At 72.8% G+C, this 22,999-nt stretch carries 14 protein-coding genes and 1 pseudogene; 9 read left to right on the forward strand and 6 right to left on the reverse strand.

The window, feature by feature from the left end; all coding sequences use genetic code 11:
- Positions 1–96: 96 nt before the first annotated feature.
- From ACFY0U_RS05055 to ACFY0U_RS05070, 4 genes are all read right to left on the reverse strand, one after another.
- Positions 97–702 (reverse strand): hypothetical protein, encoded by a 606-nt coding sequence (locus tag ACFY0U_RS05055; RefSeq protein WP_388630258.1) that lies wholly within the window; start codon positions 700–702, stop codon positions 97–99.
- 289 nt (positions 703–991) lie between these two features.
- The gene (gene prfB, locus ACFY0U_RS05060; RefSeq protein WP_388630261.1) at positions 992–2,095 is read right to left on the reverse strand and encodes a peptide chain release factor 2; all 1,104 of its coding nucleotides are present in this window, start codon (positions 2,093–2,095) and stop codon (positions 992–994) included.
- Positions 2,096–2,494: 399 nt separating this feature from the next.
- Positions 2,495–3,733 carry a serine/threonine-protein kinase gene (locus tag ACFY0U_RS05065; protein WP_388630264.1) on the reverse strand — a complete coding sequence of 413 codons (1,239 nt, stop codon included), beginning with the start codon at positions 3,731–3,733 and terminating at the stop codon, positions 2,495–2,497.
- 124 nt (positions 3,734–3,857) lie between these two features.
- Positions 3,858–5,522: a serine/threonine-protein kinase gene (locus ACFY0U_RS05070; RefSeq protein ID WP_388630464.1), complete on the reverse strand. Its 1,665-nt coding sequence runs from the start codon at positions 5,520–5,522 to the stop codon at positions 3,858–3,860.
- 329 nt (positions 5,523–5,851) lie between these two features.
- Here ACFY0U_RS05070 and ACFY0U_RS05075 point away from each other — a divergent pair, with 329 nt between their 5' ends.
- The 5 genes from ACFY0U_RS05075 (at position 5,852) to ACFY0U_RS05095 (ending at position 16,050) form a co-directional block, all read left to right on the forward strand.
- Positions 5,852–9,883 (forward strand): FHA domain-containing protein, encoded by a 4,032-nt coding sequence (locus ACFY0U_RS05075; protein WP_388630467.1) that lies wholly within the window; start codon positions 5,852–5,854, stop codon positions 9,881–9,883.
- Between the two features lie 152 nt (positions 9,884–10,035).
- A complete protein-coding gene (locus tag ACFY0U_RS05080) occupies positions 10,036–11,412 on the forward strand; it encodes an ABC transporter substrate-binding protein (protein ID WP_388630267.1) in 1,377 nt (458 codons plus the stop codon).
- A 4-nt stretch (positions 11,413–11,416) separates the two neighbouring features.
- Positions 11,417–12,769, forward strand: a complete 1,353-nt coding sequence (locus ACFY0U_RS05085; RefSeq protein ID WP_388630270.1) for a carbohydrate ABC transporter permease — start codon at positions 11,417–11,419, stop codon at positions 12,767–12,769.
- Positions 12,766–13,647, forward strand: coding sequence for a carbohydrate ABC transporter permease (locus ACFY0U_RS05090; protein ID WP_388630273.1), 882 nt, complete (start codon positions 12,766–12,768; stop codon positions 13,645–13,647). The genes ACFY0U_RS05085 and ACFY0U_RS05090 overlap by 4 nt, the downstream gene beginning before the upstream one ends.
- A gap of 144 nt (positions 13,648–13,791) precedes the next feature.
- Complete coding sequence (locus tag ACFY0U_RS05095) at positions 13,792–16,050, forward strand: CDP-glycerol glycerophosphotransferase family protein (RefSeq protein ID WP_388630276.1); 2,259 nt, start codon at positions 13,792–13,794, stop codon at positions 16,048–16,050.
- 471 nt (positions 16,051–16,521) lie between these two features.
- On the opposite strand, the gene ACFY0U_RS05100 is transcribed toward ACFY0U_RS05095, so the two are convergent.
- Positions 16,522–16,935, reverse strand: coding sequence for an organic hydroperoxide resistance protein (locus tag ACFY0U_RS05100; RefSeq protein ID WP_388630279.1), 414 nt, complete (start codon positions 16,933–16,935; stop codon positions 16,522–16,524).
- A 137-nt stretch (positions 16,936–17,072) separates the two neighbouring features.
- Here ACFY0U_RS05100 and ACFY0U_RS05105 point away from each other — a divergent pair, with 137 nt between their 5' ends.
- From ACFY0U_RS05105 to galE, 4 genes and pseudogenes are all read left to right on the forward strand, one after another.
- On the forward strand, positions 17,073–17,540 hold the full coding sequence (locus ACFY0U_RS05105; protein ID WP_388630282.1) for a MarR family winged helix-turn-helix transcriptional regulator: 468 nt from the start codon (positions 17,073–17,075) through the stop codon (positions 17,538–17,540).
- A 1,515-nt stretch (positions 17,541–19,055) separates the two neighbouring features.
- Positions 19,056–20,294, forward strand: a complete 1,239-nt coding sequence (locus ACFY0U_RS05110; protein WP_388630284.1) for a glycosyltransferase 87 family protein — start codon at positions 19,056–19,058, stop codon at positions 20,292–20,294.
- Between the two features lie 43 nt (positions 20,295–20,337).
- A pseudogene (locus ACFY0U_RS05115) lies at positions 20,338–20,842 on the forward strand (transferase); the annotation flags it as partial.
- 162 nt (positions 20,843–21,004) lie between these two features.
- The gene (gene galE, locus ACFY0U_RS05120; protein WP_388630287.1) at positions 21,005–21,985 is read left to right on the forward strand and encodes a UDP-glucose 4-epimerase GalE; all 981 of its coding nucleotides are present in this window, start codon (positions 21,005–21,007) and stop codon (positions 21,983–21,985) included.
- Between the two features lie 243 nt (positions 21,986–22,228).
- Here galE and ACFY0U_RS05125 read toward each other — a convergent pair whose 3' ends face one another.
- Positions 22,229–22,867 (reverse strand): TetR/AcrR family transcriptional regulator, encoded by a 639-nt coding sequence (locus ACFY0U_RS05125; RefSeq protein ID WP_388630290.1) that lies wholly within the window; start codon positions 22,865–22,867, stop codon positions 22,229–22,231.
- Positions 22,868–22,999: the final 132 nt, after the last annotated feature.

The following is a 22,999-nucleotide window of genomic DNA, read 5'->3' on the forward strand; positions in this document are numbered from 1 at the left end:
GCGTCCGTACGGAGCGCCCGAGGGGCCCGGAGCGATCAGTCGCTCCGGGCCCCTCGTCGTACGACGTGCGCGCCCGTCGTGTGCGCGCGGCTGCCGTCAGGCAGCGGCACCGCCGCGGCCGCCCACGAGGCGCGGCAGGATGCGGAAGCCGATACCGCCGGCGATCATCGTCGCGGCACCGATGACCAGGAACGTGGTCTTGTCGTTGGCACCGGTCTCGGCGAGCTCGGCGCCGCCGCCCTGGGCGGAGGTGTCGGTGGAGGTCTCCGAGCCGGTGTCGGTCAGCGACGAGGAGCCCTGCTGCTGGGCGGAGGTGTCGGAGCCGCCGTCGGGGTTGGTGTTGTTGCCGCCACCGTTGTTCCCGTCGTCGTTGCCGCCGCCGTTGTTGCCGTCGTCGGTCGGGTCCGCGGTGGGCTCGTCCGTCGGGTCCTCGGAGGGCTCCTCCGTGGGCTCGGTCGGCTCGTCGGTGGGGTCCTCGGTGATCGGCGGCTCTTCGGTCGGAAGGTCCGTCGGGAGGTCGGTGGGGACGGTGTCCGTCGGCGTCGGGTCCGGAACCGGCGACTCCTCGCCGCACAGGATGCCGAGCAGGCAGTCGTCCGTCTCGGCCGCGGAGGCGGCACCGGCGGCGGTCAGGGAGGCGCCGGCCGCGATCACGGCACCGGCGGCTATGCGCGCGATCCGGATGCGCGTCTTCTTGGTCATAAGGTTGCTACCCCCAGTAGCTCATCGTCAGTGAGGCGGCGCTCGGGGGCCGTGATCGACGGGGGCGGCTGCGCTCAGGTCCCCCGGTTCACATGCGCCCCAGAGATACGCATGCCGCGCATCACCCTTCCCATTTTTCAAAGCAACGTCAAGGCCGTTGCGTACGCGATGTCCAGGTAAGGGTTCTTTGCGGGGAGACGGAGCCTGTGAGTGTGATGTAAAACCCAGACATCCGGGCACAGAAAAGGCAACTACCGCCGCGAAGACGGTAGTTGCCTTGTCGACAAACTTACTTCTCCTGCTGCTTGCGCCAGCGAATTCCGGCCTCGAGGAAACCGTCGATCTCGCCGTCGAGCACGGACTGCGGGTTGCCGACCTCGAATTCGGTGCGCAGGTCCTTGACCATCTGGTACGGGTGCAGGACGTACGAACGCATCTGGTTGCCCCAGGAGCTGCCGCCGTCCTTGAGGGCGTCCATCTTCGCCCGCTCCTCCTGGCGCTGCCGCTCCAGGAGCTTGGCCTGGAGGACGTTCATGGCGGTGGCCTTGTTCTGGATCTGCGAGCGCTCGTTCTGGCAGGAGACCACGATGCCGGTGGGGAGGTGGGTCAGCCGGACCGCGGAGTCCGTCGTGTTCACGCCCTGACCGCCGGGGCCCGAGGAGCGGTACACGTCCACGCGCAGATCCGACTCGTCGATCTCGACGTGGTCGGTCTGCTCGACGACCGGGAGCACCTCGACACCCGCGAAGGAGGTCTGGCGGCGGCCCTGGTTGTCGAAGGGCGAGATCCGGACGAGCCGGTGGGTGCCCTGCTCGACGGAGAGCGTGCCGTAGGCGTACGGCACCTGCACGGCGAAGGTGGTCGACTTGATGCCGGCCTCTTCGGCGTACGAGGTCTCGTAGATCTCCGTCTTGTACCCATGCCGCTCGGCCCAGCGCAGGTACATGCGCTGGAGCTGCTCGGCGAAGTCGGCGGCGTCGACGCCACCGGCCTCGGCGCGGATGTTGACGAGCGCCTCACGGGCGTCGTACTCACCGCTCAGCAGCGTCCGGACCTCCATCTCGTCCAGCGCCTTCTTGACGGAGGTGAGCTCGGACTCGGCCTCCGCGAGCGTGTCCGGGTCGTCCTCCTCCTCGGCCATCTCGAAGAGCACGGAGAGATCGTCGATCCGCCCGCGCAGCGCCTCGGCCTTCCTGACCTCGGCCTGGAGGTGACTCAGCTTGCTGGTGATCTTCTGCGCCTCGTCCGGGTTGTCCCACAGGGACGGCGCGGCCGCCTGCTCCTCGAGCACGGCGATGTCTGCCCTCAGCTTGTCGAGGTCCAGAACGGCCTCGATCGACTCCATGGTCGAGGAGAGGGACTTGAGCTCTTCGGATACATCGACGACTGCCACGCCTCCAGCCTAACGGCTGTGGCAACCGACCTCGGCCGGACGTCCGCCCACAGCACGACAGGGGCTTCACCTCTCGACGCCGGTCCGCGTCTTTCAGCCCGCCCGGCGTCCGACGACAAGGCCACACCGTCCCCGAACCCGCCGGGGGCGCTTTCCCCTGGGCGCCGGCCCAGACATGCCAGCCCGCCCAGCGTTTGAGAACGAGAACACACCGTCCCGAACCCCCACCCACCCGCCAGGGGCTTCACCTCTCGACGCCGGCCCCGCATCTTTCAGCCCGTCCGGCGTTTGAGGACGAGGCCCGTTCAGGGCCGACAGCCGGGGTCCGGGGGCGGCAGCCCCCGGGATGGGACGGGTAAGGGCGGCGGGGGCGAGGAACAGTCCGGCGCGCACCCGACGTCACGGAGACGCCGGTGCCGAGTTCTTCGTGTCCTGGGGAGTTCCCGCGTCGTCGCCCGAGGTCGCCGCCCACGTGCCCACCCCGGCCGCCGCCACGAGCACCACCGCGGCGACGCTCACCACGACCCGGCGCCGACGCGTCGCGGCCCGGTTGCGCGCGGAGCCGGGACGCGGCGCCCCGGCGGCCCGCGGCACCCGCGCCGTGCCCCGCGCACCCCCCGCGAGCTCGTCCGGCGCCGGCACCCTCATCGACGTGTGCGTGTCCCGGTTGGAGTCGGCCGGCTTCGCCCCCGGCACCAACGGCACCGCACCCCGCCGTACCGGCGCCGAGGACGCGGGCTGCTCCGACGGCGCCTCGTACGACTCCTCCTCGTCGTCCTCCGCGTCCGGCTCGTCCACGTCCAGCGGCGGCATCCCGACCAGCAGCGGCAGCAGCTCCCGCAGCCGCGCCGCCAGCTCCGAGGCCCGCAGCCGGGAGGCCGGCGCCTTGGCGAGGCACTGCACGAGCAGCTGCCACAGCTCGTCGGGGATACCCGGCAGCGGCGCCACGGTCTCGGTCACATGGCGGCGCAGCACCGCGCCCGGGTGTCCGCCGCCGAAGGGCGTGAAGCCCGCCAGCAGCTCGTACAGGACGGTGGCCAGGGCGTAGATGTCCACGGCCGCGCGCGGCGGCAGCCCCTCCACGATCTCCGGCGCCAGATAGTCCGGCGTACCGATGATCTTCGTGGCGCGGGTGCGGCGCGGGGTGTCGATGAGCTTCGCGACCCCGAAGTCCGTCAGCAGGGCGCGATGCGAGCCGCCGGGGCCCAGGGGGCCCTGCATGTCGAGGAGTACGTTCTCCGGCTTGACGTCCCGGTGCACGACACCCGCCGCGTGGGCCGCCGCCAGCCCGTCCGCGATGTCCGCGACGATCGCCACCGCGGCCTCGGGCGCCAGCCGCTTGTCCCGGTCGAGCCGGGTGCGCAGGTCGGTGCCGCGGACGAGGTCCATGACCAGCGCGAGGTCGTTGCCGTCCACCACCAGGTCGCGGACCGAGACGACGTTCGGGTGCTCAAGGCCGAGCAGTGCCGTGCGCTCCTGCACGAACCGCCCGACGAGCTCCTGGTCGGACGCGAGGTCCTCGCGCAGCAACTTGACGGCGACGGGCCCCTCGGGCCCCTCGCCCAGCCACACCGTGCCGGCACTGCCCCGCCCCAGGATCTGGTTGGCGGTGTACCGGCTGCCGATCTTCCGTGCCAAGGCTGCTCCTACAGACGCGTGTTGTCGCCAAAACTACGCGCCCGATGAGCCGACCTTCACCACGGAGACCGAAATCACCCGCCAGGTGTCGACAAATCTCCAGAGTCGCAGCTCACCCCCGGGATCACTGTCCGGAGGAACCGCCCAGATCGCCGATCCACCCGGACACCGTGCCGATCATGTCGCCGATCTGGTCCCAGTAGCTCCTGCCCGTGCCGATCCAGTCCTGGAGCGGGCTCAGCTCCCAGATCAGCCAGCCCGCGACGAAGAGGATGACGATCGTGAACAGGCATCCCTTGAGGCAGCCGAGCCCCGGGATCCGCATCGGGTTGGAGCTGCGCTGCCGCGGCTGCCGGGGCTCGCGCTGGGGCTGCTGCGGCTGCTGGGGCGGCGCGTACCGCTGCGGCTGTGGCTGGGGCTGCGGCGGTGGCGCGTACCGCTGGGGCTGCTGTTGCTGCTGCGGACGACCGCCGTAGCCCTGCTGGGGCTGCTGCGGCTGTGGGCGCTGCTGGCGCTGCGGCGGCTGCTGCGGGCGCTGGACCTGGCGCTGGGGGCGGCGGCGCAGCGGGTCCTGGTTGGGGTCGAGGTACTGGACCTGGGTCTGCTCGTTGCGGTCGCGGGCCGCGCGCAGCTGGTTCTGCCAGGGGTGCGGGTCCTCGGGCCCGCCCTGTCCCTGCTGGCCCTGCTGGCCGGGCTGTCCGGGCGGCATCGGCGGCAGGACGGCCGTCGGGTCGGCCGCGCCGCGGTTGGGCAGTACGGCGGTGGGGTCGGCGGCGCCCACGTGCGGCAGGACGTTGGTCGCCGCGTTCGGGTCGTAGGCGCCGGCGCCGTGCGGCAGCACCTGGGTGGGGTCGGCCGAGCCCGGTACGGCCGCGGGGGCCGGGTCGGGCGCGAGGAGGGCCGCGACGTTCTCGGCGGCGGCGATCTGCGCGGAGTTCGCGTGCACGCCCACGCCCTCGGCGACGACCCGCAGGCCGCGCGCGAGGTTCTCGGCGCTGGGCCGTTCGTCCGGGTTCTTGCGCAGACAGCGCTCGATGATCGTCCAGAGCGGGTCGGGGACCGTGGAGGGGCGGCGGGGCTCGGCGCTCAGGTGCTGGTGGAGCACCTCCAGGGCGGAGCCGCCGGAGAACGGCGGACGGCCGGTGACCAGCTCGTAGAGCAGGATGCCGGCGCCGTAGATGTCGACGGCGGAGGTCTGCGGGCGGCCCTCGGCGGACTCGGGGGCCACGTACGCGGGCGTGCCGACGAACTCGTGGGTGCGGGTCAGACCCGGGGAGTCGGCGAGGCGCGCGATGCCGAAGTCGGTGAGCAGCGGGTGCATCTGGCCGCCGTGCTGCTGGAGCAGGACGTTGGCGGGCTTCAGGTCGCGGTGGACGACGCCGTCGGCATGGCTGGCGGCGAGCGCGTCGGCGATCTGCGCGGTGAGCAGGGCGGCGCCGACGGGGCTGAAGGGGCCGTTCTCCCGGAGGTAGCGGTGCAGGTCGGGGCCCTCGACGAGGTCCATGACCAGGGCGAGCAGATCGCCCTCGACGACCAGGTCGCGCACCCGCACGATGTTCGGGTGGGTGAGCCGGAGCAGGACGGAGCGCTCCCGCAGGAACCGCATCACGATGTCCGGGTCGCTCGCGAGCTCCTCCTTGAGGACCTTGATCGCGACCGTCTCGCCGGCCTGGCCCTGCACGGCCGCCTCGGCGCCCGCGGCCTCACGCTGGCGGGCTCGCCAGACGGTCCCCGTGGCGCCGCGACCCAGCGGCTCCTCGAGGAAGTACTTGCTGCCTACCGGCCGCACGTCATGCGCTCCCTGCTGCTTGCCTGTGTTCCGGTCCACTGTAGTGCCGTCTCCCTGAGCACTACGTAGGCGTTGCGAAGCCTGTTCGCAGGAAAGACGCCCGACTCGGTCTCCTGGTTGCCGAAGCATGACGTGACCGATCTCAAGTGATCGTCGACGATGCACTGGTCAGGCACTTTTAGGGGCAGAGCTGACCAATCAAGATCACTTATCCTCGGGAGCGGGGCGCGTTGTCAGTGGCAGGTGCGAGGATGCCTCCAGTACTGGCCGATGTGCTCGTGTGGGGTGGGGGACAGTCCGCGCCCGGGCAGAAGGGACCGCTGACGGCGATGCAGATCCGGCTGACCGTCGTAGACCCCCTGGGCCCGCCTGCCGAGGCCCATGTCCGCGCCGCCGGCTGCGACGTGCTGGTCACAGCACCCGCCGGTACGGCCCTCGCGGCGATAGCGTCCGCGCTCGCCTCGGCGGTCTCCGGCGACGGCGCGCTCGCCTCCGGCACCGGACAGCCCGTGCTGTACGCCGGTGCCGAGCGGCTCGACGCCCAGCGCTGCACCCTGGGCGAGCCCCCGCTGACCGACGGCGCCGTGCTCTCCCTCGGCGCCCCCACCGACCCCGAGCCGCACCCCGAGGTGGCCGACGCGCCCACCCGCCTCGACGTGGTCGCCGGGCCGGACGCGGGCGGGGTCCATCTCCTGCACGGCGGCCGCATCGAGATCGGCCGCTCCGCCGACGCCGACGTCCCGCTCGACGACCCGGACGTCTCCCGGCTGCACTGCGCGGTGACGGTCGCCGCCGACGGCCAGGTCACGGTCGCCGACCTCGACTCCACCAACGGCACGGTCCTCGACGGCGTCCGCGTGGGCACCCGCCCGGTCCGTTTCGCACCGGGCGCGCTGCTCCGTGTGGGCGAGTCGGCCCTCCGGCTGGCCCCGCCCGGCGGCCCGGGCGCGCGGCTGCGCACGGCGCCGGACGGCGAGGGACACGTGCGCGTGGCGCCTCCGACGGAGACCGGTACGGGGGCGCCGTCCGGACCGACGCGGTACGCGTACGGCACCGCCGACCTGAGCACTGCCCCGGGGCAGGCGGAGGGGGAACAGCCCGTCGTACCCGGCCAGGGACAGGCACCGCGGATCGAGAGCAGGGGAGCGCGGGCGTACGAGGCGAAGGGCCCCGTGTCCCGTCGGCGGGTGTCCGGCGTCGCGGGTCGCTCCGGGACACCGGGCACGCCGGGCGCGGGCGCCGGGGGCAGTGCGGAGACCCATGGCGGACGGCTCGGCGCGGGTGCCTCCGGCGGTTTCGGCGGTCAGGTGAGCACGGGCGCCTCCGACGGGGGTTTCCGCGGTCAGGCGAGCACGGGCGCCACGGGCCCCTCCGACAGTTACGGCGGTCCGGCGAGCGCAGGCCGCACGGGCGCCACCGACGAGGGCTTCCGCGGTCAGGCGAGCACGGGCGGCCCCGCCGCGTCCGGCACCGCCTTCGACGACAGGGCAGCCGCGAGCGGCCACCCCGGTCCGGGTGGCGCTCCGGCCTCCGGCGGGCTGCGCGGTGGTCCAGCGGTGTCCGGCGGGGCTTCCGGCTCGCGTGGGCCTTCCGACTCCGGCGGAGTTCCGACGCGCGGTGGCACCGCCGACCCTCGCGGCATCGGCGCGGCCGGCGGGGCCTTCGGTTCCGGGGACGCCCTCGCACCCGGAGGGACGTCCGGTTTCCGCTCCACCTCCGGCCACGGCGCATCGAACGACTCCGTACAAGCCTCCGCGGCCACCGACCCCGCACAAGCCTCCGCCGCCCCCGACTCCACCCCCGGCGACGAACACACCCGCGCCACCGACCCCCCGCCCGGCACCCGCCGCAAAGGCACCCCCCTGCGCGGCACCGACATCCCGCAGGGCGTGCGCAAGCGTGGCGGCCTCGGTGCGTGGGCGCGGAAGCTGACCGGCGGACGCGGTGAGCAGAGCGCGGCGCCCGGGAGCGAGGCGTACGACGAGGACGTGGCCGACGTCCCGCCCGCCCCCTCGGCCGTCACCCCGCAGCAGCCGGAGACCTGGCCCGACCCGGCGGCACTGCTGCTGACCGCGCTGGGCCCCGGACCCCGCCTCTGGGAGCGCGGACCGGACCACCCGGAGGCGCTGACGGTACGGCTGGGCACGGCGGACCGGGCGGCACCCGACGGTTCGGGACTGCTGCCCGCGGTGCCGGTGACCGCCGATCTGCGCGAGGTGGGCGCGCTGGGGCTGGCCGGCCCGCGTGCGCGGCTGGCCGGGCTGGCCCGCGCGGTGGTGGCCCAACTCGCCGCCCTGCACTCCCCCGACACCCTTGAGATAGTCCTGATCAGCGCCGACCGCTCGCGCCCCCTGGCCGAGCGCACCGCCGAGTGGTCCTGGCTGGGCTGGCTCCCGCATCTGCGCCCGGCGCACGGCCAGGACTGCCGCCTCCTCCTCGCCTACGACCGCGAACAGGCGACAGCGCGCACGGAGGAACTCCTGCGACGCCTGGACGAGACACCGCAGACATCGCAGACACCACGGGCGGCAGGGTCCAGGAGCCGACCGGGTCGCCCGGCTCAGGGACCGGGCGGCGAGGGGTCGGCGCGGCAGGACCAGGGGCGGCACACGCCCCACGACGGCCGAGGCGACACCCCGGCCGGGACCCGCGGCGCGACCCGGCGGCCCTCCTGGGCACGCGACGACGACGGTGCCGACCAGGCGCCCGGCTTCGAAGGGCCGTACACCGTCCTCCTCGTGGACGGCGACCCCGGCGGCGCCGATGTGCGCGAGGCCGTGGCGCGGCTGGCGCTGGAGGGCCCGCGGGCCGGGATCCATGCGGTGTGTCTCGCCGAGACGGCACCGGCCTCGCCCGCGTCGCCGGTGACGGAGACGTACGAGACAGCGTGCGCGGCGTCCCCGGCGTTCCGGGAGTGCGGCGCGGTCGCGCTGCTCAGCGGGGACGTGGCGACGGCGTTGCGGCTGCTGCGGGTGGCGCGGGGCGGGGCTCCCGGCGCCGAGGGCACCGTCGTGCTCAGCTCCGACAGCACCCTCTCGCCCGGCCGGACTTCCGGCCCCGCCGGCCACCCCACCCCCCAGACCCGCACCACCGGTCCCGTCGGCCATGGCACCGTCGCCGCCGTCGACGCCGTCTCCCCCGCCTGGGCGGAGCGGTTCGCGCGGGCGCTGGCACCGTTGCGCACGGACGGCGCGGGTGGTGAGCGGCAGGCGCGGGTGTCGGCGCCGTTGCCGCAGATGGCGCGGTTGCTGGACGAGTTGGGGCTGGCGCGGGCCACCCCGGCGTCGCTGATGACGCGTTGGGCGGACGCGGCGGACGACACGGAGGCGCTCGGCGGACGGGCCTGGGCCGTGCTCGGCGCCGGTCCGCGCGGCCCGGTCTGCGCGGACCTCGTGGCCGACGGCCCGCATCTGCTGATCGAGGGACCGGCGGGCAGCGGCCGTACGGAACTGCTGCGGGCGGTCGTCGCCTCGCTGGCCGCCGCCGAGCGGCCGGACCGGCTGAGCATCGTCCTGATGGACGGCCGGGACAGCGTGGGCACGGGCGGCGGCGGCCACGGCGAGGGCCTGCGGGTCTGTACGGACGTACCGCATGTCACGACCCATCTCACCGCCAACGACCCTGTGCGGATGCGGGAGTTCGCCCAGTCCCTGAGCGCCGAGCTGAAGCGGCGGGCCGAGCTGCTGGGCCGCTCCGACTTCTCGGAGTGGCACACCGGACGGGAGCTGTCGGGCCGTATGGTCACCCAGCGCGGACCCTCCGCGGGGGCCGGTGACCTCGACGCCCCGCCCAGTTCGACCATTCGTCTGCGGCCCGCCGCGGCCCGTCAGCAGACCGAGCCGGCACCGCCGTTGCCCCGCCTCGTGGTGGTCGTCGACGACCTGGACGCCCTGGTCTCCCCGGCGCTCGGCTCGCCGGGCCGGCCCTCGGCGGGCTCGGTGATGCGCGCGCTGGAGGCCGTGGCGCGGGAGGGCGACCGGCTCGGCGTCCACCTGGTGGCCGCGGCGGCCTCCGGCGGTCGTACGGCGGAGTCGGAGGCGGCCAGGAGGGCGGCCCTGCGGGTCACCCTGGACCTCCCGGCACCCGGCCCGGACGAACCGGCGCCGGGGCGCGGCCGTCTGACCTTCGCGGACGGGCGTGTCACACCTCTCCAGGCCGGGCGGGTCACCGGACGTATCCCCCGCACGGCGACCCTGCGCCCGACGGTGGTCCCCCTGGACTGGCACCGCATGGGCGACCCGCCGACCCGCCGCCCGGTGCGGGAACTGGGCAACGGCCCGACGGACCTGGCACTGCTGGCGAGCGCGCTGGAGCGGGCGGCACGCGAGGTGGCGGCCACGGAGGTCCCCTCACTGCTCTAGTTCCGGCTCGCAACGCCGGTGTCCCGTTACGACGGGGTCACGATCCCCCGCTTGACACCGCACGCGGTCTTGCCGACCCCAGGCCCCCGGCGTAGACCAGAGCCCACGGGACAGCGCTCGACGTTCGACGAGGAACGAAGAACGGGGCAGTGATGCGCAGCACGAGCAGCACCTACCGGACACGAAGGGTCACCGCGACAGCAGCCGCCCTCCTCGCGGGAGCCCTGACGCTCACCGCGTGCGGTGGCGACGACGACAGCGGCAGCGACAACGCGACCAACGGCACGGAGACCGGCGGCACCTCCGTCACGCTCCCCAAGCTCGACGGCCAGACGCTTGAGGTAGCCGCCGTCTGGACCGGAGCCGAACAGGAGAACTTCACCAAGGTCCTCAACGAGTTCACCAAACGCACCGGCGCCAAGGTCAAGTTCGTACCGACCGGCAACAACACCTCCACCTTCCTCGCCGCCAAGATCGAGGGCGGTCAGCCGCCGGACGTGGCGTTCCTGCCGCAGGTCGGTGTGTTGCACCAGTTCGCGGAGAAGAAGTGGCTCAAGCCCCTCGGCACCGAGGCCAAGGCGCAGTTGGACAAGAACTTCTCCCAGGGATGGCGTGATCTCGGGGCGGTCGACGGCCAGCAGTACGGCGTCTACGCGAAGGCCGCCAACAAGTCCCTGATCTGGTACAACACCGCGGCGTTCGAGGCGGCCGGGATCACCGAGACGCCCAAGACGTGGAAGGAGTTCATCTCCACCGCGCAGACGCTGTCCGACGCCGGCTCGCCCGCCGTCTCCGTCGGCGGCGCGGACGGCTGGACGCTCACCGACTGGTTCGAGAACGTCTATCTGTCCCAGGCGGGCCCGGAGAAGTACGACCAGCTCGCCAAGCACGAGATCAAGTGGACGGATCCCTCCGTCAAGGCCGCCCTCTCCACGCTCGCCGAGCTGTGGGGCAAGGACGAGCTGCTCGCGGGCGGTCGAAAGGGCGCGCTGGACACGGAGTTCCCGAAGTCGGTCACCCAGACCTTCACCGGTGACACCCCGGCCGCGATGGTCTTCGAGGGCGACTTCGTCACCGCGAACATCAACGCCGACACCAAGGCGAAGGTGGGCACGGACGCCAAGGTCTTCCCGTTCCCGGCGGTGGGCTCCGACTCCCCGGTGGTCAGCGGCGGCGACGTGGCCGTGGCGCTGAAGGACAGCAAGGGCGCCCAGGCGCTGCTGACCTTCCTCGCGTCGACGGACGCGGCCGAGGTCTGGGCGGCGCAGGGCGGCGTCCTGTCCCCCAACAAGGAGATGGACCAGAGCACGTACAAGGACGACGTGACCCGGCAGATCGCCAAGGCGCTCATCGACGCGGGTGACGACTTCCGCTTCGACATGTCCGACCAGGCGCCCGCGGCCTTCGGCGGCACCCAGGGCACCGGCGAGTGGAAGGACCTCCAGGACTTCCTCAGCAACCCGAGCGATGTCGCGGGCGCCCAGCGCAAGCTGGAGGCCGACGCCGCCAAGGCGTACGGGGCAAGCTGACGCCATGGCCTCCGTGGCGAATTCGACGGAGGGCGCCGGCGCACTGCCGACGCCCTCCGTGTCTCCGCGCAAGAGCGTGACGAGGACGCGGTTGTGGGTGGCGGTGCTGTTCCTGCTGCCCGCGCTGGTCCTTCTCGGCGCGCTCGTGGTCTACCCGATCGGGTGGTCGGTCTGGCGCAGTCTCTACGACGCCGGCGGCTCCAGCTTCGTCGGCCTGGACAACTACGGCGACATCTTCAGCAACGACGCGACGCTGACCGCGGTCAAGAACACCGCGATCTGGGTCGCGGTCGCCCCCGCGGTGGTCACGGCGCTCGGTCTGATCTTCGCGGTGCTGACCGAACGGGTGCGCTGGGGCACGGCGTTCAAGCTGATCGTCTTCATGCCGATGGCGATCTCCATGCTGGCCGCGGGCATCATCTTCCGCCTGGTGTACTCGGCGGACCCGGACCAGGGCGTGGCCAACGCGGTGGTGACGACCGTGCACGACACGTTCGTGGACTCCTCGGTCTATCCGAAGGCGCGGCCGAACGCGGCGGTGAGCGATCTGAAGGCCTCGGGCGGCGGCTCGTTCACCTCGACCGACACGGTGCGGGCGGGCACGCCGGCGCTGCTCCCGCTCGTCGGCATCGCCCCCACCAAGCTCCCCGGCACCCCCGAGGACGCCAAGGCGGCCACGGGTGACGGCGTCACCGGCACCGTCTGGCTGGACTTCAAGCTGGGCGGTGGCGGCACGAAGGGCCAGATCGACCCCGGTGAGAAGGCGCTGGAGGGCGTGAAGATCGAGGCCGTGAAGGACGGCAAGGTGGTCGCTTCCACGAAGAGCGGCGCCGACGGCACCTTCAATCTGCCCGGCGAGGCCGACGGGGCCCAACTGCGGCTGCCCGGCTCGAACTTCGCGGCGCCCTACAACGGCATCGACTGGCTCGGCCCGACACTGATCACCCCGGCGATCATCGGGGCGTACGTGTGGATGTGGGCGGGGTTCGCGATGATCCTGATCGCGGCCGGCCTCGCGGGGGTGGACCGCAACCTCCTGGAGGCGGCCCGGGTCGACGGCGCCAACGAGTGGCAGGTGTTCAGAAAGGTCACGGTGCCCATGCTGGCGCCGGTCCTGGTCGTCGTCCTGGTCACGCTGATGATCAACGTGATGAAGATCTTCGACCTGGTCTACATCATCGCCCCGCAGCCCAGTCAGGACGACGCCAACGTGCTGGCGCTGCAACTGTTCCAGTCGTCGTTCGGCGGCGGCGCCAGTTACGGCATCGGCAGCGCGATCGGCGTCATCCTGCTGCTGCTGGTGCTGCCGGTGATGTGGGTCAACCTCCGACGGCTGCGGAAGGAGCGTGAGCGGTGACCGTTCTCGACACGACCGTGCGCGCCAAGCGCTCGCTCGCCGCCCGGGTGGCGAGCGGGGCGGCCGGCGGGGTGATGCGGGTCTTCCTGATCGTCATCGCGCTGGTGTGGCTGGTGCCGACCTTCGGACTGCTGGTCTCCTCGTTCCGCGATCCGACCGACATCGCCACCTCGGGCTGGTGGAAGGTGTTCACCGCGCCGGGCCAGCTGACCGCGAACAGCTACGAGACGATCCTCAAGAACGACACGATCACCAGCTCCCTGTTCAACACGATCTGGATCACCGTCCCCTCGACCCTGCTGGTCGTGATCATCGGCGCGATGGCGGGATACGCCTTCGCGTGGATGGACTTCAAGGGCCGTGACACGTGGTTCATGGTCGTGGTGGGGCTGCTCGTGGTGCCGGTGCAGATCGCGCTGATCCCGCTGACCTTCCTCTTCCGCGACATCGGGATCTTCGGCGACATCATCGCCGCCATCCTCTTCCACGTCGCCTTCGGACTGCCGTTCGCGATCTTCCTGCTGCGCAACTTCTTCGCGGAGATCCCCCGGGAACTCCTGGAGGCGGCGCGCCTGGACGGGGCGGGCGAGGCGCGGCTGTTCGCGACGGTGGTCATGCCGCTGGCGGCACCCGCGCTGGCCTCGCTGGGCATCTTCCAGTTCCTGTGGGTGTGGAACGACATGCTGGTGGCGCTGGTGTTCACCAACGCCGACTCCCAGCCGCTGACGGTCGCCCTCCAGCAGCAGGTACGGCAGTTCGGCAGCAACATCGAGATCCTGGCGACCGGTGCCTTCATCTCGATGGTGATCCCGCTGGCCGTGTTCTTCGCGTTCCAGCGGCAGTTCGTGACCGGGGTGATGGCGGGAGCGGTCAAGTAGCCCGTACGACAGGCAGATTGAAGGGGCGGACCGGTCCGCCCCTTCACATCTCCCAAGAATCCCCCGTATGCAGCACAGCACGTAACCAAGTCACATCACCGGCAGTTCCCGGGCCGAACGCCCGCGCCGACTCTTGGATGTGCCGTGCCCAGGTTCAGTGTCATCGTCCCCGCATACAAGGTTCAGGCGTATCTGCACGAGTGCCTGGACTCGGTGCTCTCCCAGTCGTACACGGATCTGGAACTGATCGCCGTCGACGACTGCTCGCCGGACGCCTGCGGTGCGATCGTCGACGAGTTCGCGGCCCGGGACCCGCGGGTGCGGCCGGTGCACCTGGCCGGGAACCAGGGGCCGGGCGGCGCGCGCAACGCCGGTCTGGCGGTGGCCGGCGGTGACTACCTGGTGTTCCTGGACGGCGACGACACCCTCACCCCGGACGCGCTGCGGGCGATCGCCGACCGGCTCAAGGAGACGGGCGACCCGGACGTCCTGGTCCACGACCACGCGCTGATCGACTGGACGGGCCAGGCGGTCCGCAACGGCCTGGCCGCGCAGCTCACCGAGCAGGGCCCGGCGCCCTTCCGGCTGGAGGACCGCCCGGGGCTGCTGCGTCTGCTGACGGTGGCCTGGAACAAGGCGTACCGCCGGGAGTTCGTGGAGGAGTCGGGCTTCTCCTTCCCACCGGGCCACCACGAGAACACGCCCTGGACCTATCCGGCGCTGATGACGGCACAGACCCTCGCGACGCTGGACCGGGTGTGCGTGCACCACCGCCGGCGCCGCCAGAGCGGCGTCCCCGGCACGGGCCGCGGTCACTTCGACGCCTTCAACCAGTACGACAGGGTCTTCGCCTACGTCGACCAGCACCCCGAACTCGCCCGGTGGCGCCCGGTGTTGTTCCGCCGCATGGTCGACCATCTGTCGGCGCTCTTCACCGACCGGCACCTGCTGCCGCGCCGCGCCCGCGCCGAGTTCCTGCTCAAGGCCCGCGCCCACTACCGCCGTTACCTCACCCCGGGTCAACCCGTCCCGCTGCGCGCCCGCCTCCGCCACACCCTGGTCCGCCTGGGTCTGCATCGCACCTACCGCGCCCTGGAGCTGGCCAAGAGGCTGGGCCGCCGGACCGCCCACCGCGGCGGCCGCCTCGCGAAGGCCCTGCGAGCCGGGGCCCTCCGGCTCCACTACCGCGTCCAGCGCCGCCTCCCGCTGCGCGAGGACCACGCCGTCTTCGCCGCCTACGGCGACCGCGGCCACGGCTGCAACCCGGGCGCCCTGGAGCAGGCGTTCCGCACCCACGCGCCGCACATCCGCACCGCGTGGATCGCCGGCGCCGAGCACCACCACACCATCCCCACCGCCACCCGCCGGCTGCGCCCCGGCTCGGCCGCGTACTGGACGGCGCTCGCCCGCTCCAAGTACCTGGTCAGCAACGTCGGCTTCGACCGGCGCCTGGTCAAACGCCCGGGCCAGGTCCTCGTCCAGACCCAGCACGGCACCCCCCTCAAGCACATGGGCCTGGACCTCCAGGAACGCCCGGCGGCCGCCCGCGGCACGGACTTCGCGGACCTCCTCGCCGACGTCGGCAAGTGGGACTACCTGCTGTCCGCCAACCGCCACACCACCCTGACCTGGGAGCGCGTCTACCCGGGCACATACACGACCCTCGAGTACGGCTATCCCCGCAACGACGTGTTCCAGCAGGCGACTTCGCAGGACGTGCGCCGGCTGCGCGAGTCGCTCGGCATCCCGGAGGGCACGGTGGCGATCCTGTACGCCCCGACCCACCGCGACTACCGCCGCACCCAGCGCTGCGCCCTCGACCTGGACCGCGTCCTGCGCCGTCTGGGCCCCCGTTTCGTCGTCCTGGCCCGCGCCCACCACCGGCACGGTGGCCCCCTCGCGACGAGCACCGGCCGGATCATCGACGTCACCGACCACCCAAGCGTGGAGTCCCTGTGCCTGGCCTCGGACGCGCTGGTGACGGACTACTCGTCCCTGATGTTCGACTACGCCAACCTGGACCGCCCGATCGTGATCCACTCCGACGACCGGGAGGCGTACGAGGCGGCCCGCGGCACCTACTTCGACCTGCGCGCCTTCCCGCCGGGCGCGGTCGCGCGCAGCGAGGACGAGCTGACCGACATCTTCGCCACCGGCCACTGGCGGGGCTCCCGCTCCACCCAGCTGCGCTCGGCGTTCCGCGAGCGCTTCTGCCCGTACGACGACGGACGCGCCGCCGAGCGGGTCGTACGCCATGTGGTGCTGGGCCAGACCGACCCCGCGCCGTTCCTGCCGCTCGCCGAACGCTTCCCGGTGCCGTCCGCGGCGGCGACGGCGGAACTGTCACCCCAGCCGACCGTGCCACACCCCGCGCCCCCGTCGCCCCTCACGGAAACCGTCTGACCCCCGTCCTCACCCAGGGAACCTCCCATGCCCTCCAGCCCCTCCCGCCCCACCCCGACCCGCCCCCACACCTGGCGCCCGTCCGGCCGCCCCGGCCGCTGAGACGCCGAACCCCTGCCGCGGGCACTGGGCTCGGCCCTCGGCCGGCGCTTCGGCGGCCGCAGTCGTGGCTGGTGATGTCGTCGGCGTCCCGGGCCGGGATGCGCGGCGGAGGGTGTACGCCGGGGTCGTGGCCGTAGCGGCCTGCCTCGGGCTGCTCACGTGGGCGACGTCGGTGGCGCCGCCGACGTACGAGTGGGCGGCGCGGCACGTCGGACGCGGTGAGGTGGTGCTCACGGCCGACCGCCACGCCGCCCTGGCGCTCGCGGGGTACGGGGCGAATCTCGTCCGGCCTGGCCCTTCGACTAAGGGCCCCGAGTACCGCGGTGCCGGCGCGGGTCGTCGGGCCGGATCAGGTTCCGGTTCCGGTGACTACTCGATGACGAGCTCGACCTCGATGTTGCCGCGGGTGGCGTTGGAGTAGGGGCAGACCTGGTGGGCGGACTCGACGAGCTTGCGGCCGGTCGCCTCGTCCACGGTGTCGGGCAGCTCGACGCGGAGGACGACGGCGAGACCGAAGCCCTCACCCTGCTTGCCTATGGAGACCTCGGCGGTCACCGCGGCGTCGCTGACGTCGACCTTGGCCTGGCGGCCGACGAGACCGAGGGCGCTGCCGAAACAGGCGGCGTAGCCGGCGGCGAACAGCTGCTCCGGGTTGGTGCCCTGACCGTTGCCGCCCAGCGCGGCCGGCGGGGCCAGCTGGAGGTCGATCTGACCGTCGTTGCTGACGGCGCGACCGTCGCGGCCGTGGGTGGCGGTGGCGACAGCGGTGTAGAGCGCGTCCATGGGTTCCATCCCTCTCAAAACGTGGTGACGGGGGTGGCCGGCCCGTTCTCTTCGGTCCGGGCCGTCTCACGGCCATAAGTAGAGCACACAATTCAGTTGTGCACAACTAAATGACGAGCAAGCGCTACCCTGGAGGCATGACCACGCCTCCGCCCACCACCGACTGGCTCCGCCTCGACCAGCAGATCTGCTTCTCCCTGAACGCCGCCTCGCGCGCCTTCGGCGGCGTCTACCGCGTGATCCTCAAGGACCTCGGACTCACGTACCCGCAGTACCTGGTGATGCTGGTGCTGTGGGAGCACGGCGACCTGCCCGTCAAGCAGCTCGGCGAGCACCTGCGCCTCGACTCCGGCACGCTCTCCCCGCTGCTCAAGCGGCTGGAGTCGGCCGGCCTGGTCCGCCGAGAGCGCAGCGCCCGCGACGAGCGTTCCGTGGAGGTCCGGCTCACCGAGGAGGGCGTCGCGCTGCGCGAGCGTGCGCTGGAGGTACCGCGCCGGATCGCCGCGGCGACCACCTTCGACGTGGACGAGATCCGCGAGCTGCGGGCACGCCTCGACGAGCTGACCACGGCGCTGGACTCGGCGCAGCTGGAGGAGAAGCCGTGACGTCTCTGACGTAAAGGCGGAGGGTCACACCGCCACGGCCGTACTCCCTCCGCGGCGTGAACTCCCGCCTCACGACGGCGAGTTTGGCCCGCTCGACCGGCTCGGCCGGGGACCAGCCGCGGGCGAGGGCGGGGCGTTCGAGGACGACCCAGATCCGGTCGACACCGGCCATCCGGTGACGCAGGGCGCGGGGGCCGATCTCCGTCCCGTACAACGTGCCCGACGCCGCCCCCGACTCTCGTAGCGCGATGTCCCACGCCCGCCGGTACGCCTGCGGATAGGCCGCCGCCGAGCGCCGCCCGATCGCCGGGAGGAACAACACGGGGTCGCCGGGCCGCAGTTCACGGGCGAGGAGGGCGGAGGACGCGGCGAGGTCGTCGGGGCGGTGGGCGGCCTCGCGGTCCTCGCGGTGGTGAGGGAGGTGGTGGAGGTAGAGAAGGGCGAGGGCCAGGGCTCCGGCCAGGGCTCCGGTCCGGGCGGAAACCCTCGTACGCCCCAGCACCCCGACCAGCCGATCGGCCCCCGCCGCCACCAGCAACGGCATCCCCGCCAGGGCGTACAGCACATACCGGTCGTCGTACATCGGCCGCATCTGCGATACGACCATCAGCAGCCCCGGCGGCACCACCAGCAACGGCACCGCGACCCCCGCCAGCCGCCGGCCCGCCACCGCACCCACGGCCGCCGCCCCCACGCACCCCCAGAACACCACCCCCTTGCGCGCCACGGCGAACCCCCGCACCACCCCCACCGCGTCCCGCCACCCCGGCTCCGCCAGCCACCCCACCTGCCCGGCCTGCCCCCACGACACGACCGCCAACGGCACCAGCGCGACGCCCACCGCACCCACCGCCCACGCCCACCGCACCCACGCCCCCCGCGTCACGGCCACCGTCACCGCGTGCGCGAACACCACCAGCGCCGCCATCTCGTGCAGCAGACACGTGACGGCGAGGACCACCCCGTACGCCCACCAGGCCCCCCGCACCAGCAGCAGCGTCGCCCCCGCCACCCCCGCCGCGACGAGCGCGTACGACCGTCCTTCCTGCGCGTAGTGCCCGGTCATCGGCGTGAGCGCGTACAGCAGTCCGGCCCACAGCCCCACCCTGGGCCGTCCGGTCAGCCGTACGCCGAGGGCCGCCACCAGTCCCGCCGTCACCGCCGCAGCGCAGACCGACGGGAGGCGGAGCGCGACCTCGTCGGGGCGGACGGCGAGGACGGCGTGGACGAGGAGGTAGTACAGGCCGTGCACCGCGTCGACACCGTGCAGCAGTCGCCAGATCTGCGGCACGGAACGCCGCGCGACCTGGAAGGTGACCGCCTCGTCCCGCCACATGCCGCCCCGGTCGAGCCCCCACAGCCCGATCCCGAGCATGACGACCACGGGCACGGCCACCGCGACACGGCTTCCCCTCGTCCTCACGGGGCCGATTTTGTTATGGAAAGCACCGATTAGTGGTGTTTCACGGCCTATGGACCCATCCACGGCATCCGCGCGGCTTACGATCCGCCGTGATGAAACGCCGCCTCCTCACGATCACCGCCACCTGGCTCACCACCCGCGCGCTGATGCTGTGGCTGCTCGCCCACGACGCGCTGCCCCTGCTGGGCGGCGGCGGGGTCACCCGTGAGGTGTGGTGGCTGTATGGCCACTGGTACGGCGTCCTCGCGCACGGCGCCTTCCCGGCGCACGACACGCTGTGGCAGTACCCGCCGGGCGCGGGCCCGGTGCTGGTGTCGCCCGGGCTGCTGCCGGGGCTGACGTACTTCCAGGCGTTCGTGGCCCTCACCCTGGCCGCCGACGCGGCGATCACGGTCGCGCTGTCCCGCGCGGGCGCGCGCCCCGGCCGCAGTCTGCGCGGGGCCGTCCTGTGGACCGGTGGCCTCCCCCTCCTGCTGCATGTGCCGCTCGCGCGGTACGACGTGCAGGTCACAGCCCTTGCCGTCATCGCCCTGTTGACGTTGCCTCGCTCCACGCGTGCGTGCGGCGCGTTCGCGGCGCTGGGCGCGCTGGTGAAGGTGTGGCCGGCGCTGGTGCTGCCCGGCCTGGAGAAGGGGCGCGCGACACGGTCGGCGTGGACGTGGGCGGCGGTGACGGGCGCGTCGGCGCTCAGCGTCCTCGCGGTGCTGTTCGACAATCCCTTCGCGTTCCTGCGCCAACAGGGCGGCAGGGGCGTGCAGATCGAGTCGTTCGGCGGCACGGCGCTCGGTCTGGCCACGCACGCCGGGTGGCCGGGGTCGGTCCGCTACCAGTACGGCGCGCTGGAGTACACCGGCCCGTACGTGTCCCTGGTCGCCCGCGCCTGTCTCGCGGCCACCGCCGTCGCCTTCGCGCTGCTCCTGCTGTGGCGGCTGCGGGCCCAGCGTTGGAGCGCGGCGACGCCGTACGACGCGGCGCTGACCGCCGTGCTGCTCTTCACCGTCACCAGCCGGGTGATCAGCCCGCAATACATGATCTGGCTGCTGGGCCTGGCCGCCGTGTGCCTGACCTCACGGCACACTTCACAGCGTCCCGTCGCCGCGCTGATCGTGGCGGCGACGGCCGTCAGCGCGGTCGTGTACCCCGTCCTGTACGACCAGGTCGCGGCCGCCACCTGGACGGGCTGCGCGCTGATGCTCGTACGCAACGGCCTGCTCGCCACGGCCGCCGCCCTGTCCTTCGCCCGCCTGTGGCGCTCCACGCGTCCCGCGCCCACGAAGGAACCCGACGCGGCTTCCCACCGTCTTCCGGATCGAGCGCTGACCGCTCCCTGACGCGCAGCCACCCGTATCCCCCGCTATTCCGGAACACGACGCCATGGACCCTCACGCCCCCCAGGCCTGTGCCGTCGTGACCGGCTACGACGACGCCCCGCGCGTGCGGGCCACCGTGCGCTCCGTGCTCGCCCAGGGGCTGGCTGACATCGCCGTACGTGATGTTCCTGGACGGCGGTGACGCGCTGCTGCCCGGCGCGGTGACCGCGCTGCTGGGGGCGCGCGCGGAGGTCGCGAGCGGGTTGTGCGCGCGGCCCGCGCAGCGCCCGCTCCTGGTGCACGACACCCTCTGCGGCAACAAGCTCTACCGCACCGCCTTCCTGCACGACCACGGCATCCGCTTCCCCGAGGGCCGCTTCGCCCACGAGAACGTCGTCTTCCACGCGCGCGTGCTGGCCGCGTGCCCGGACATCGCGCTCGTGCCGGAGCGGGTGTACGTGCCGCGCGCCGCTCGGGCCGCCGACGGCCCGGCGCTCACGGAGGCCTACCGGCTGGCGTACGACATCCTGCTGGCCGCCGGGCGGGAGGAGTTGGCGCGGGCCCTGCGCACGGGGCACGGAGCGGCGGAACCGGTACCGCACGCGGTGTCCCGCTCACGGGGAGTTGTCGCGGTTGTCCGCAGGGGGCTCCGGCGCCTGATTGACTGAAGACGGTGTCCGACCGCGCACCACACGCACATCTCGCTCCATCTGACGAGGGGACGGCCGTACATGACCTGGCTGATCACCGGCGGCGCCGGCTACATCGGGGCGCACGTCGTCCGGGCGATGACCGAGGCGGGCGAGCACGCGGTGGTGTACGACGACCTGTCCACGGGGATCGCCGAGCGCGTCCCGGACGGGGTGCCGCTGGTGGTCGGCTCCACCCTGGACGCGGAGCGCGTGGCGCGCGCCCTCGCGGACCACGCCGTCACCGGGGTCGTGCATCTGGCGGCGAAGAAGCAGGTGGGCGAGTCGGTCGACCTGCCGCTGCACTACTACCGGGAGAACGTCGAGGGGCTGCGCGTCCTGCTGGAGCAGGTGACCGGGGCGGGGGTGTCCTCGTTCGTCTTCTCCTCCTCGGCGGCGGTGTACGGCATGCCGGACGTGGACCTGGTCACGGAGGAGACCCCGTGCGTGCCCATGTCGCCGTACGGCGAGACGAAGCTGGCCGGCGAATGGCTGGTCCGCGCGACCGGCCGCGCGACCGGCCTGGCCACCGCATCGCTCCGCTACTTCAACGTGGCGGGCGCGGCGACCCCGGAGCTCGCGGACACGGGCGTCTTCAACCTGATCCCCATGGTCTTCGAGAAGCTGACCGAGAACGCGCCCCCACGCATCTTCGGCGACGACTACGCCACGCCGGACGGCACCTGCGTCCGCGACTACATCCACGTACTCGACCTTGCCGACGCCCACGTCGCCACGGCCCGCGCCCTGCGCTCCTCCCCCGGCCGCGACCTCACCCTCAACGTCGGCCGCGGCGAGGGCGTCTCGGTCCGCGAAATGATCGACCACATCAACGCCGTCACCGGCCACGACCGCCCCCCGACCATCACCCCCCGCCGCCCCGGCGACCCGTCCCGAGTCGTCGCCTCCGCCGACCGCATCACCACGGAACTGGGCTGGAAGGCCAAGCACGACATCCAGGACATGATCACCTCGGCCTGGGAGGGCTGGGTACGACTGCATCCGGAGGCGGCTCGGGGGTAGGAGGCTAGGACCGCGCGAGGCTGGTGTCGCCTGCATCCAGGGGTTGACCGGGACCGCACCCGGCGAGGGCCCCGACCGCCCACTCGCGAACCGAGCGCACCTCGGCGCCGGGCTCGCCGGCCTCACCGCGGCCCGCGACGGACCGATCCGGCCCGTCGGCGACGGACGTATCGAGGTGCTCGCCCCGGAGCTCCTCGGCCTGCGCGCGGTGCCGGGCGCCCGGCGGCCCGGACCGAAGACCGGCTACAGCGCCTTCAGCGCCGCGGCCGTCCCGCGCGCCAGCGCGTCCAGATACCCCTTCGGCAGCTTAGGGCTCCGGATCACCACGGACCGCCAGTACAGCGGTCCGGAGATCAGATCGAGCGCCAGCTCGTCATCGAGTCCTGTCCGGACCTCGCCCCGTTGCTCCGCCGCCACCAGGATCTTGCTGGCGACACCCTCCTGGCCGTCCCGCAGCGCCTTCTGCACCGCTTCGGCGATCTCGGGGTTACGGGCCGCCTCGGCCTGGAGGTCCGGGAGGATCTGCGAGGCCACGGGATGGCGCAGCGCACGGGACGTCACCTCGTACAGCAGCCGCAGATCGCTCTCCAGCGCCCCGGTGTCCGGCGCGGGCAGGCCCTGCACGGCGAGCGCCGACACCACGTCGAGGACGAGGTGCAGCTTGGAGCGCCAGCGCCGGTAGACCGCGGTCTTGCCGACGCCCGCCCGGCGCGCGATCCCCTCGATGGACATCCGCGCGTAGCCGACGACCGCGAGCTCCTCGAAGACCGCCGCCCGGATGGCCTCCGTCACGTCCTCCCGGAGCACGGCGGCTCCGGCGGGTGCCCGGCGGCGCGGACGGGTCTGCGGCTCGTCGGCGTTCGTCGTCATGCGGACCAGCATAGGGCGTTACGACGATACGGTCCCGTCCCCACGCGGAACGTCACGACGAAACGGCCCCGTCCTCACGGAACGCGTCACGACGAAACGGTTGCGTTCCGACGCCGACTCGGCCTACGCTCACGTTGCGACGAT

Source organism: Streptomyces sp. NPDC001536, assembly GCF_042894505.1.
In the GTDB taxonomy this organism is placed as follows: domain Bacteria; phylum Actinomycetota; class Actinomycetes; order Streptomycetales; family Streptomycetaceae; genus Streptomyces.